The sequence below is a fragment of the Paracoccus isoporae genome, assembly GCF_900101865.1.
GTDB classification, from domain to species: Bacteria; Pseudomonadota; Alphaproteobacteria; order Rhodobacterales; family Rhodobacteraceae; genus Paracoccus; species Paracoccus isoporae.
Window position 1 is genome coordinate 16,829 of the sequence record NZ_FNAH01000007.1, and the last position, 12,149, is coordinate 28,977.

The following is a 12,149-nucleotide window of genomic DNA, read 5'->3' on the forward strand; positions in this document are numbered from 1 at the left end:
CATGGCGCGCGGACGGGACAACGCCTCTGCCTTCGACATGGCTGCCCGTCCGATGCTGCAATTCATCGACGAGCTGGATCTGCGCGCCGGGCGCGGCGCGGCATCGCTGATCGGGGAGGCCGCAGGTCTTCTTGACCGGTTCGAGGTGGACGCGATCCTGTCGGGGGCGTCGTCCCACGCCTTGAAGCCGGCCAGATATGGGCTGGCGGTTCTGCTGGACCGGCGGGCCCGCACGGTCAGGACGATCGATCTCGAAACGTGGTCCGTCCTGCTTCGTCGGCGGCTGTTCGATGGCCGCGACATGTCGCTGGCCCGGATCCGGGAATTTCAGAAGGTGGCGCAATCGCAGGGGCAGGATTTTGCGGATCTTGCCGAATTTCTGGCAGTGCTGATCTCGCGGGCGGAGTCGGCGCGGGACGGGCATCGCCGCCTGGGAAGTGGCGGCTGGGGCTGGAAGATCGCGGGGTTCGTGCTCGCCCTCTGTGTCGGGCTGCTGGGTTACGCGGGCTTTCTCGAACTGCGCTATCATCAACGCATCAGCGCGGGCTTCGACGCCGAGGCACTGCTGATCGGGCTGGATCAGCCGCGCAGCGGTCGCGATCTTGTCCGCCGGCTGGACGATATGCGCGCGGCGGTGGGCCGGGTCACCGACGCGGCGTCCCAGGCTCCGCTGAAACGGGCGCTGCGCCTGCCGGTCTATGACAGCCAGACACGGGCGGAGGCCGTCTACGCCGACGCCGTGCAGCGCATGTTGCCCGATGCCGTGGCCGAGGCGATCGAGACGGCGATTGCGTCCGAAGGCGAGGGGCTGCTGCTTTATGACGCGCTGCGGGCCTGGTCGGTGCTGACCGGGCAGGATGACTGGACGCCGGGCTATCTCGCCGGATGGTTGGAAGATCGCGACGCACAGTCCGGGTTGGCCGGGCTGGCGCCCCATGTTGCGCGGCTGACCGGACCCGCGGCAGGTTTGACCCCGCGCGATACCGAGCTGCGCGAACAGGCGCGACGCTTCGCCGCCGAGATCCCGGATGCGGACCGCGCCTGGCTGGAATTGCTGCGGGCCGGCCAGACACGGGCGCTGCCGCAATGGGATCCGGCCGAGCAGGTGCCGGGGCTACCGCAGGTGTTGCTGCGCCGCTCCGGCACGCCCATCGAGACAGCCCTTCCCGGCCTGTTCACTCAGGCCGGATGGGATCATGCCCGCGATTACGGTGTCGGGATTGCCGTGCAGAAAGCGCGTGCCGTTGCGCCGCTGATCCTCGGCGACGCGCCGCCCACGGATAATGACACCCCCGATTTGCTGATGGATCGCCTGCAACAGCAGACCATCGCCGCCTGGGAGGATTGGCTGGCCGATCTGCGGGTCCGGCCCTTCGCGCAGCGCGAGACGGCGATCATCGTCTCCGGCGCGCTTGCCCGGCCGGATAATCCGCTCAGCCGGATGTTCCGCGAGGTCTGGGTGCAGGTCGGCGGGCAGGACCGGCGCCGCAGCCATGCGCAGCAATTACAGTTGGCCCGCCAGTTCGGCCCGCTGATCCAGTATGTCGAACAGGGCCGCATGTCCGAGATTTCCGCCCTCTTTGCCGCGCTCAACGTGGCACTTGGCGCGGTGGACCTGGATCGCAGGCGCGGAATGGACCGGTTGATGAGCATCGGCGACCGGGCGCGCTCCATCACCGCGCTGAAGGCCGCGCCGCGCATCGTGGTGCAGATTGCCGAGGATGTGCTGGCGCAGTCCGCGGCGCCGCAGACGGCCGCCATGGCGGGCGGCAACGCGCTGACGCGGGAATGGCAGCAGCAGGTCTTTCCCGCCTGCCAGCAACTCGTGCAGGGGCGATATCCCTTTGCCGATGGCGGGCCGGACGCGCCGATGGCGGAACTGGCCGGTCTGCTCGGCCCGCAGGGTGTTCTCACCAGCTTCCTGCAAAACGCCGCGCTGCCGCAGCTCGAGACCGCGGAATCCCCCTGGCGATGGAAGCCGGAAGCGCGCTTCGAGGGGCTGGAGCCGGACAGCGCCGCCTTTCTGGAACGCGCCGCGCAGATCTCGCAGGGCCTGTTCGGGGGCGGCCCGGTGGTTCGGGCTGAGGTGACGCTCAGCGCGCTTGCCGAGCGCGGGCGGACGCTGATCGCGCTTGGCGGTGTGGCGCAGCCGGTTCTGGCGACGGGTGCGCCCGTGGCGCTGTCCTGGCCCGGCCCGTCGCCCGAGGCCGGGATCGAGGTCAGTTTCCGGGAAGGCACCGATGCCGGGCGGCTGAGCCATCAGGGACAGTGGGGGCTGTTCCGGCTGATCGACACGCTGCGGCTGCGGCTGCGCGATGACGGGGCGCGCGCGCTGCTGGATCTGCGCAGTGACACTGGCCGGGTGTTCCTGGAAATGAGCTTTGCCGACACGCTCAATCCGATTTCCGTCCGCAAGACCATGCGCGGATTGGATTGCCCGCCGAATCTGTAATTGTAGCGTTTCCGGAATTCGGCTTTTCGGATTATAATTGCCGCGATTTGAGCGAATTTTGAAAATTCCGAATGGGGAAAAGGATCAGCCATGCCGAATGAGCGTTTCGCCATCTTGCAGACTCCGCTTCCCTCGGAAGAGATGCTGTCAAACATCCCGATGGAGGAATTCCGGGGCCTGGCGTTTCTGGCCATGCAGGGGCATGACGAGATCAGCCAGTGTTTCGAATTCGACGTCAGCGCGATCAGCGGCACACCGGATATCGCGGCGCATGATCTTCTGGGAGAGGAGGTCGCGCTGCATGTGTCCGCCGATCCGCAGGATCCTGCCTCAATCCGTTGTTTTCACGGGATTGTCGATGAGTTCCGATTCGCAGGAACTGACGGCCAGGGGCATTGGCGCTATCACCTGACATTGCGCCCGCGCATGTGGCTGCTCGGCAAGTCCAGCGACAACCGCATCTTCCAGGAGATGACCGTCGTGGACATTGTCAGCGAGATCCTGGAACAGCATGGCTGCACCGCCTATGAATGGCAGCTCGACCGGGATCCGCCGAAACGCGAATATTGCGTGCAATACGGCGAATCCGACCTGAATTTCGTTCAGCGGCTGCTGGAACATGAAGGGATATTCTATTTTTTCCGTTTCGATCCGTCCGGCCACAGAATCATTTTCTGCGACGGGTTCGGCGCACTGCAATCCGCCGAGAATTGCAGCACGCTGCATTTTCGCGAAGGCTGGTCTGGCCATGCCGCCGGCATTGGCGCGATCACCGATTTCAGCCGGGCGGATTGCATCGTTCCGGGCAGCCACAGCCTGACCGATTACGATTTCGAGAAACCGTCCGCCGATCTGATGAGCCGGTCCGAAAATCCGCTGCCCCATAGCAACAGCGAGGGGGCGCGCTATGGCTATCCGGGGCAGTATACGGAGTTTCAGAGAGGCGATGACCTCGCTATGATCCGCAACCAGCAGGATCAGGCCCGGATGCAGGTCATCACCGCGCTGTCGACCGCGTCCGCACCGGCGTCGGGGAATGTCTTCGCGCTCACCGATTTTCCGCGCGAGGTGGAGAATGAATCCTATGTGATCGAGCGGGTGGCGTATGACATCCGCGGACGCCGCCACCGCAGCGAGGCGCAGGGCGCGTCGATGGGCGATCCGGCGGCGCGTTTCGCCACCATGCCGGAAAAGCAGTCGCGCGAGGCCGACCGCGCCGGGTTTTCGGCACTGTATACGCTGATCCCCGAGCGGGTCAGCTATCGCCCGGCCTTCCGCGCCCGCCGCCCGGTGATGAAGGGGCCGCAAACCGCTGTCGTGGTCGGGCCGCAGGGCGAGGAAATCTATACCGACAAGTACAGCCGGGTGAAGGTGCAGTTCCACTGGGACCGTGATGGCAGGCGCGATCAGAACACCACCTGCTTCATCCGCGTCAGCTCCGCCTGGGCGGGCTCGGGCTGGGGCTTCATCCAGATCCCGCGCATCGGGCAGGAGGTGATCGTCGATTTCCTCGAGGGCGATCCCGATCAGCCGATCATCACCGGCCGGGTCTATAACGCCGAGCAGATGCCGCCCTACGCGCTGCCCGCGAATGCCACCCAATCCGGCTGGAAATCGAACTCCAGCCCCGGCGGCGGCGGCTGGAACGAGTTGCGGTTCGAGGACAAGAAAGGCAGCGAGGAGGTCTATTTCCAGGCAGAGAAGGACCATAACGAACTGGTCAAGAACAACGAATCCCGCCATATCGGCAATGACTGGGCCGAGGAGGTGGTGCGCGACGCGACCCAATGGGTCGGGCATGACCGGACCGAGGCCGTCGACAACAACAAATCGACCACGGTGGGCGTTGATCGCACAGTCAAGATCGGCAGCAATGACGACGAGACAGTGGGCAAGAACCGGACGCTGCGCGTGGGCGTGGATGAATCGATCAGCGTGGGAAACAACTCTACCGAGGTTATTGGCATGAACCACAGCCAGAGCGTCGGGGCCACCCAGACCGTCACCGTCAAGCTGACCCGGACCGATACGGTGGGCGCGGCCGAAACCCGGCTGGTCGGGGCCGCGCAGGTCAATACGATCGGCGCGGAACGCGCGGTCACGGTGGGCGATGCGCAGCAGCATGTCATCGCCAAGGATGACGGCTGGGTGATCGGCGACAATCAGAGCATCCGCATCGGCAAGGACCAGTTGTCCGAAATCGGCAAGAACCTGACCCAGACGATCGGCGAGAACCGCACGATCAGCGTCGCGAAATCCGCCAGCGAAAGCATCGGCGATGACATGGCGCTGAATGTCGGCAAGACCATCGTGGTCGAGGCCGGGGACAGTCTGGTGCTGAAATGCGGCAAGGCCAGCATCGCGATGAAGAAGGACGGCACCATCAATATTGACGGCAAGGACATCACCACCAAGGGATCCGGCAAGATCAACGTCAAGGCCAGCAGCGACATCACGATGAAGGGCAGCAAGATCAAACAGAACTGATCGCGCGCTCAGCCCTGTTCGCGCCTGCCCAGCACGATCTCCGGGATGTCCGGGGCCTGGCCCGACTGCCAGAGCAGCGGGGCATCCAGACCAGACCCGGCGCTGTCAAGCGTGCAGCGAGACAGCGCCTCGGCCAGCTCATCCGCGTCCAACACGCCCGCACAGGCCTCGCGCAACACGCTCAGCGCCTGCGCCGCCCACGCCTCGACCTGATCCGTCCCGACCGACGGCGCCGCGGCGACCGCGGCCAGCGGAAAGGCGCGCCCGGTGCCGTCGCGGCTCGGCAGGATCAACAGCGCCAAAACGCCCTGACCATGCGCGATCACCGCCCGGAACCCGGTTTCGGGCCAGTGCTCGGGGTGGCCGGCCCATGTCGCGAGATGCCGCGTCAGCCAGCGGTCCAGAACCGGCCTGGCACCGGGCGGCAAGGCGCGGGCCACGAAGTCGCCGCGCGTCGGCAGCTTGCCGAAGAACCCGGTCGCCACTGATCAGAACCCGGCCGGGCAGGTGAACCCCGAGAACATCGTTAGATCGAACGGGTTCTCCACCGAATTGGCCCGAAGATCGAAGCTGGACGAGAACCCCCGCGCCGACAGGCGCAGCTTGAACAGGTCCGGCTGGCCGCTTTTGGACAATTGCCCGCCGCGGATCAGCCGCAGGAAGGCCCAGCTTCCGCTTTCCGAGGTGATGACCTCGGCTGCGCCATTGACCGGGGCGAAGCTGAGCGTGATCATGTTGGTGCCGTCGCGTCCGGGCCAGGTCATCGGTTCGGGCCGGGTTGCGGCGTTGAAATAGGTCAGCGCCTGTCCGTCGACATTCAGCGTCACCCGGCTGGCATTGGGCGACAGGTCGGTGGCCTGAAGCGTGAAGGCCATGACCGGGCCCGATCCGCCCGGAAACAGCGCGTCACGCATCGACCTTGCCCGCTCGAACGGGGCCAGAAGCGCCGCGTCCAGCCCGAAATCCGACCGCCACCGCCACGGCCGCACGGTGCTGTCGACGTAGTTGGCCAGATTGTCGGTCACGAAGCTGTCGATCATCCCGCCCGGTCCGAACAGCCGCTGGAAATCCTGCGTGTTGACGTCGATGGCGGAAGACTGGTCGAACGGATAGCGCCCGCCGGTCGATGAGCGGCAGAAGGGCAGCACATCGGCCCGCCAGCGGGCGTTGAGCTGCGCGATCACCGCCTCTCGCGTCACGCTGATCGTGTCGCCGGCAATGCCCGCCACCCATTTGTCGATCGGATCGGGCAACCGCGCGGCCTCATTGGCGATGGTTCCTGTCAATTGCGGCAGCCCGCCCCGCGCCAGCAGCGCGGATTGCGGGTCGGGGCTGGCGGCGACGGTCTGCAACTCGTTCGACAGGGCGGCCAGGGCCGCGACCGCGTCATCCAGCAGCGGGGGCTGGCCGTCTACCTCCTGCACGGCGCTGCGGATGTCGCGGAAATGATCGGAGACCGGCTTGCCCGGCGGGGGCGGGGGGGCCGCTTCCGCGCCGCCGCCGGTCTTGCGTGCGATCTTCGTCCCGGTCTTGACCAGTTTTCCCAGCTTGCCGAGCTTCGAGGCGGCCTTGTTTCCAGCCTTCGCGGCATCGATCCCGCCGCCGGTCTCGTCCGCCTCGGCCGGGCGGGCCAAATCGGTCTCGTACACCACCGAATCGAGAAGCCGTTTCAGCGCGCTGTCGGCGGAGGACAGATCCTTCAGATTGCTCTGCGCCGCCGCCAGATCGCCGATCGGGGTCAGCCGCACATCGCGCAGGAACCCGTCCCACTGGGCAATGAAATCGTCGTAGTACAGCTTGAGGATATCGGCCTCCAGCGTGTCGGTGGAGGCTTCGGCGCTCTCGTTGCAGCCCCCGGCGAAGACCGCGCGGTCAAGGGCGGCCTGCGCCGCGACCTCGGGCACCAGAGGCAGGATTACCTCGTGGAACCCGTCATAGGTGAAGGCGCCGGGCAGGCCCACACGCAGCGTCTTTTCCGACAGCCGTGTCAGCACGCGCGCGCCATTCGGCCCGGTCTCCTCCGCCGGAACCCAGTCGGCCAGCCCCGCCACCGCCGGATCGGAGCGCAGGCCGCGATAGGCCCGCACCGCCAGCGGGATCTGGCAGATGGTTTCCAGCGCCGTCGAGACGAGCTGGTCATGCGGCGCGATCTTGTCGTCTTCGCTGCGCATCCGGTCGAGCGCGGCAAGCTGGTTGGCCAGGCTCTCCTCGGTCGGGAACGGGTCGATGGGCGCGTAGTCCGGCAGGATCGTCTGCCACCATGCGCCCAGGAAATCGGCATCATAGGGCGCCTGACCGGTCAGCATCTGAAAGGCTTTCATCGCCTCCAGCAGAAATTCCGGGTCGCGGCTGTGGCGCCACATCGTTGCCTCGACAAGCGCCACCATCCGCGGCTCGAGGATATTGCGCAATGTGCGGTCATAGGCGATCTGCTGGATCTGCGCCAGTTCCGGGCCGGCACCGGGACCGGCCAGCGTCAGGACGCCGTCCGGCGCCGGCGTCGCGGCGAGTGCCGTCTCGTTCGCCGCTTCCAGCGCGAGGTTGAGGTCCAGCGGGTCGGTCGGCGCCTCCCGCGCAGCGACATTGGCCAGCCGCGCGTTCAGATCGGCCAGTTGCCGCTCCTGATCGCCAAGCGCGCCGTTCCAGCGCAGATAGGACAGCAGAAACAGCGTCCCGGCCAGAACCACGGTCATCGCGGACAGCGCCAGCGCGCCGCGCCAGATCCATCGCCGCCGTTCCTCGGCACGGGGATCGAAACGGCCCAGCCCGGCCTCGGGGAAGATCAGATCGGTCAGTAGGTTGCGCAAGAAGAAACTGCGCTTTTCGCCGTGCCGCCGGTCCTGCAGGCGCGGCGCGGACAGGCCCAGGGAACCCGCGATTCCGACCAGCATCTGATCGATGGGCGAGCCTTCCTGCGTGGCCGAACTGAAGTAAATCCCGCGCAGCCAGGGGCTCTCCTCGTAGCGGCTTTCCCCGAACGCGGCCTCCACCAGCGTTTTCAGCGGCGCGGTGAGTTGGTCGAACTGGGCCGGAAACCGGAAGATCGCGGCGCGGTCGGGCAGGGGAAGGTCATCGGCGATGCGATCGACCAGCCGGGCCTCCAGCGATTCCTGCAAGCCCTGCATCTCGCGTTCGACGGTCAGCCCGTCCACCCGATCTGCCGTGCCCAGCGTGGCCCCCCAGACCTGCTCGCGCTCGCGCGAGTTCAACTCGCCGAAGAATTCCTCGAAACCGGGCAGCAGATCGGCCTTGGTGATCATCAGATAGACAGGCAGTTTCAGCCCGGTCTGCTCGCGCAATTCCGCCAGACGCTTGCGGATCTCGCGCCCGTGATCGCGGATCGCCGCCTCGCCGGCCGAAAGTTCCTGCACGGACAGGGTCAGGATCACCCCGTTGAGCGCGCGCCGCCCGCGATGCTTGACCAGCAACTCCATGAAGCCCCGCCACTCGGCGGAATCGGCGTCGGGATCGGACTGCTGTTCGACATAGCGCCCGGCCGTGTCGATCAGTACTGCGTCCTCGGTAAAGAACCAGTCGCAGTTCCGGGTGCCGCCGACGCCCTTCAGATCGTCGCTGAGATCGATCGGGAAATGCAGGCCCGACTGGCGCAGCGCCGTGGTCTTGCCGGTGCCGGGCGGGCCGATGATGACGTACCACGGCATGTCGCGCAGGAATTTGCGGCTGCCCAGCTTGGAGCGTTTCATCTGCTCCAGCACGGCCTGGAACTTGCCCTGCACCTCGGCCAGGTTCTCCTCGCCCGGACCGGGCGGCGCGGTCGCGGCGGGGGCGGCCAGCTCCTGCACGAACACCCGGTTGGCGCGCGCCGCCCGCATCTGGCGGATCAGCATCGAGAGCAGCCACAGGATGATGATGACCCCGATCACGACGATCCGCGTCAGCTCCGACGCCAGAGGCTGCAGGTCTCCGAAGGACAGCAGCGGGCCGTAGAACCAGATCAGCGCGCACAGGATCGCGACGCCGATCAGCGTCCACAGAAAGCGCGACAGCAACACCCCGAGGATTTTCTTCAGCACGGTCATGCGCTCAGACCTTCTTCTGCAGGATGATCTCGACCCGGCGATTGCGCGCCCGGCCTTCGCGGCTGGCATTGTCTGCGATCGGATCGGTCGCGGCCTTGCCTTCCGATGTCACCAGCTCCGCCGGCACGCCGGCCGCGACGAGAAGACCCGCGATGGTGCTGGCCCGGGCTTCGCTGAGCCCCTGGTTGGAGCGGAACGGGTTCGCCGCCTGGACCGGGACGCTGTCCGTGTGGCCGACCACGCGGACAGAGCCGATCAATTCGCGGTTTTCGACGATGACCCCGGCAATGGCGGTCATCAGCGGGGCGTAGATGTCGTTGATGTCGGCCTTGGCAGAGCGGAACACCTCGGGGTTGTCGGCCTGGACGACGATGGTCGCGATGGACACATCCTCCGTACCCATCAGCGCGGCGGCAGTGGCTTCGGGCGCCGCGTCGGTGAACAGGGGCACAAGCTCGAACAGAAGCGGATCGGCAGAGAATTGCGGCGTTGCGTCGGTCTCGATCGGGGCGCGGAAGATCGCCGCGCGCTCGGGCGGCGGCAGAACGCCGGCAAGGGTGAACAGATCCTCGCCCCGGCCCGACAGCCGCATCGACAGGGCGACATAGATCGCGGTGACAAGCGCCAGCGCGATCAGCGCCAGCGACCAGATCGGCACGGCGAAACGGCGGTCCTCATCCTCTGCGACCACGCCCTTCCAGTTCGGCGAAAGCGGCATGTCGGCTGCGTCGCGATCATGCAGCACCCGCGCAAGCTGCGCCCGCAGCCGCGAGATCTCGGCCTCGCCCGCCGCGCCGCCGATCCGGTGCTTGCCGCGGAACCCCAGCGACAGGCACATGAACACCAGTTCCAGCAATTCGGGATCGCGCGCGGGATGGCGCAGCAACTCCTCGGCGAGATCGAAGAACCGCTCACCGGAATCGACATGGCCGTAGATCGAGGCGACCAGTGGCTGCCGGGGCCAGCCGCTCGACCCGCCCCAGGGCGTGTTGATGGCGACATCGTCGAGCAGCGCGCCCACGAACCAGGCCGCCTGATCGGCGCGGGTCAGCGGCACCCCCATCGTGACCGCGCTGTCGCGGGCATGGGTGAGGTTGTCCTGCAGCCGCGTGCGCAGCAGATCGGGATTTTCCGGGGCCACGGCGCGCTGCAATTCCGGCGCAATCCCCAAAAGCGCAGCGAAGGCCCGGACCAGCGGGTTGTCATTGGCCCGCGTGCTGCGCAGCGGTGCCGTCGCCGCCGCGGCCGCGGCGGGTTGGGCCCGGGCCGCGCCGCGGGGGCGGACGCGGGTGCGCCCGGCGTCGTGATCCAGTCCGAATGGGTCGTGATCGCTCATCTGGCTCCTACCGGTTGACGACGTAGCAATCGATCTGCGGCTCGCGTTCCAGCTTGCCCGCCACGCCGAGGACGAAGCCCGGCGACTCCGCCAGCGCCGGGTAATGCTCCGAGGCGCGGTCAAGTTCGAGGCACAGCCGGTCGCCGTCATAGGGGATCTCGCGCGGCTGCGAATTCAGCGGCTTCAGGGCGATGCCGGTCAGCTTCGATTTCCACAGCTTGTCGAAATCCCCGGCCGCGCCCACCGTCGCCTGGTCGACGAAGATCTTGCGCAGCGTCGATTCCGACAATTCGCCGCCGATGCGCAGCACGATGCGGCTCGACTTGATCATCTCGGGATTGTCGATGCGCACCGTCCAGATATTCTCGGAATGGCGCGACACCAGCAGGGCGCGCGATTTCGGCTCGACATGGCGCAGCGACAGCATCAGCGAGCGCAGCGTATCGGCCAGGGCGGTGAAGGCCGGCTGCGGATCGGCGTGGTCATAGACCGGCAGTTCCGTCATCCGCCGGGACGAGGCGCCATAGGTCGCCATCTGCCCCGCCAGCCCGGCCAGTTCGCACAGCAGGTCCGACGGGTGGCAGTCGGTCTGTGCCAGAAGATGCGCGATGCGCGGCCGCGCCCGGTTCGCCAGTTCCAGGATCAGCAGGTTCTCCATCGACGCGCCGGTCCCGCCCAGCACCATGGAGCCATGCGCATCGGCGATCCGGTCCAGCCCGGTGACGATCTCCTTCAAGAAATACCCATACCAGGGCACCGCGCCGATATTCAGCGCCGGTGCCAGGAACCCTTCTTCCAGCGCCACCGCGCCCTCCGCCGTCAGCCCGGCCAGGCGCGCCAGCGGAAGCGTCGTGTAGCCGCGGGTCTCCTCGCCCGGAAGCAGCAGCTTGGGGGCCAGCCTTGCGACCTCGATCTCGGTCGGCTCGGCCCCGCCCGCCACCGCGTCGCGGATGGTGGTGAACCCGCCGCGATAGCGCATCCCCGAGGGCTCGGCATGTTCCGGGTCGATTTCTGCCCCGCCCGCGATCTCGGCGGGAATGGCGAGATGGACCAGCCCGGTCTCGGTCTTGGCGCTGACCGTGACCGGAGCGATCGGCAGGCAGGTCTCGCCCGTCGCGAAGATGGTGCCGTCCGGCATCACCCCTTCGGCGGACTTGAGGCCGATCTGACCGGCATCAAGCGCCACCGGGTCCAGCTCGAGCGCGGCGAAGCCATGGGCCTGCAGCGGCGTGGCGCGCATGGCTTGGCGCAGCAGCCAGTCCAGATGCCGGTCCTGCTGTTGCAGATGCTGCGTCCGAAGGAACAGACCTTCGGACCAGACGACTTTGTTTCTATCGCTCATGCCATGCCCGCCAGCCCGTCTCAGCCACCGCTGACCGACAGACCGCCGGAGCCGACGGTGATGGCGAGCGGCGCGGGACCGGCAGGCGCGGGCAGTTTCTGGCGCACCGACCGGCCGGTGGGATCGCGGAACCCGGCGGTCACGGCGATCGTGGTCACGCCCGCCTGGACAGGGATGGCGCGGCTGACCGTCGCGCCGGGCGCCAGCACGATCTGGTCGGCCTTGATGAGGTCGCCGCCAAGCGCCGCAGCCGGATCCTGAAGCGACAGGTAATCCGCCGCGTCGAACGCGCCGGTGCCCGACAATTGCAGGATACTCACCGTCACCGGGCGGTCAGCGCCGTCGGGGCCGGGATTCATCCCCGCTGCACCCTGCGCCGTCACGGCCAGCACGGCGGGCGGGGCCTCGGGCGGCCCGCCGCACGCGCCGAGCGTCAACGCGGCCGCGCCGAGGGCCAGAACCGCGCGTCTCCTGATCGAATGTTCCATCATC

7 protein-coding genes are annotated in these 12,149 nt (G+C 67.2%); 2 read left to right on the top strand and 5 right to left on the bottom strand.

Going from position 1 to position 12,149, the window contains the following annotated elements:
• Position 1 precedes the first annotated feature (1 nt).
• Complete coding sequence (locus BLT73_RS11565) at positions 2-2,452, top strand: ImcF-related family protein (RefSeq protein ID WP_090524007.1); 2,451 nt, start codon at positions 2-4, stop codon at positions 2,450-2,452.
• A gap of 90 nt (positions 2,453-2,542) precedes the next feature.
• Positions 2,543-4,939: a type VI secretion system Vgr family protein gene (locus BLT73_RS11570; RefSeq protein WP_090524009.1), complete on the top strand. Its 2,397-nt coding sequence runs from the start codon at positions 2,543-2,545 to the stop codon at positions 4,937-4,939.
• 8 nt (positions 4,940-4,947) lie between these two features.
• On the opposite strand, the gene tagF is transcribed toward BLT73_RS11570, so the two are convergent.
• From tagF to tssJ, 5 genes are read right to left on the bottom strand one after another with little or no spacing between them, the layout of a single operon-like run.
• Positions 4,948-5,424, bottom strand: coding sequence for a type VI secretion system-associated protein TagF (gene tagF, locus BLT73_RS11575; protein ID WP_090524010.1), 477 nt, complete (start codon positions 5,422-5,424; stop codon positions 4,948-4,950).
• Between the two features lie 3 nt (positions 5,425-5,427).
• A complete protein-coding gene (gene tssM / locus BLT73_RS11580; protein ID WP_090524012.1) occupies positions 5,428-8,979 on the bottom strand; it encodes a type VI secretion system membrane subunit TssM in 3,552 nt (1,183 codons plus the stop codon).
• Positions 8,980-8,983: 4 nt separating this feature from the next.
• A complete protein-coding gene (gene icmH, locus BLT73_RS11585) occupies positions 8,984-10,315 on the bottom strand; it encodes a type IVB secretion system protein IcmH/DotU (RefSeq protein WP_090524013.1) in 1,332 nt (443 codons plus the stop codon).
• A gap of 7 nt (positions 10,316-10,322) precedes the next feature.
• Complete coding sequence (gene tssK / locus BLT73_RS11590) at positions 10,323-11,657, bottom strand: type VI secretion system baseplate subunit TssK (protein ID WP_090524015.1); 1,335 nt, start codon at positions 11,655-11,657, stop codon at positions 10,323-10,325.
• Between the two features lie 20 nt (positions 11,658-11,677).
• The gene (gene tssJ / locus BLT73_RS11595; RefSeq protein WP_245727289.1) at positions 11,678-12,148 is read right to left on the bottom strand and encodes a type VI secretion system lipoprotein TssJ; all 471 of its coding nucleotides are present in this window, start codon (positions 12,146-12,148) and stop codon (positions 11,678-11,680) included.
• Position 12,149 lies beyond the last annotated feature (1 nt).

Excerpts from the sequence above, each read along its gene's own strand:
- icmH (WP_090524013.1), bottom strand. The coding sequence starts at position 10,315 with ATGAGCGATCACGACCCATTCGGACTGGATCACGACGCCGGGCGCACC.
- BLT73_RS11565 (WP_090524007.1), top strand. The coding sequence starts at position 2 with ATGGCGCGCGGACGGGACAACGCCTCTGCCTTCGACATGGCTGCCCGT.
- tssM (WP_090524012.1), bottom strand. The coding sequence starts at position 8,979 with ATGACCGTGCTGAAGAAAATCCTCGGGGTGTTGCTGTCGCGCTTTCTG.
- BLT73_RS11570 (WP_090524009.1), top strand. The coding sequence starts at position 2,543 with ATGCCGAATGAGCGTTTCGCCATCTTGCAGACTCCGCTTCCCTCGGAA.
- tssK (WP_090524015.1), bottom strand. The coding sequence starts at position 11,657 with ATGAGCGATAGAAACAAAGTCGTCTGGTCCGAAGGTCTGTTCCTTCGG.
- tssJ (WP_245727289.1), bottom strand. The coding sequence starts at position 12,148 with ATGATGGAACATTCGATCAGGAGACGCGCGGTTCTGGCCCTCGGCGCG.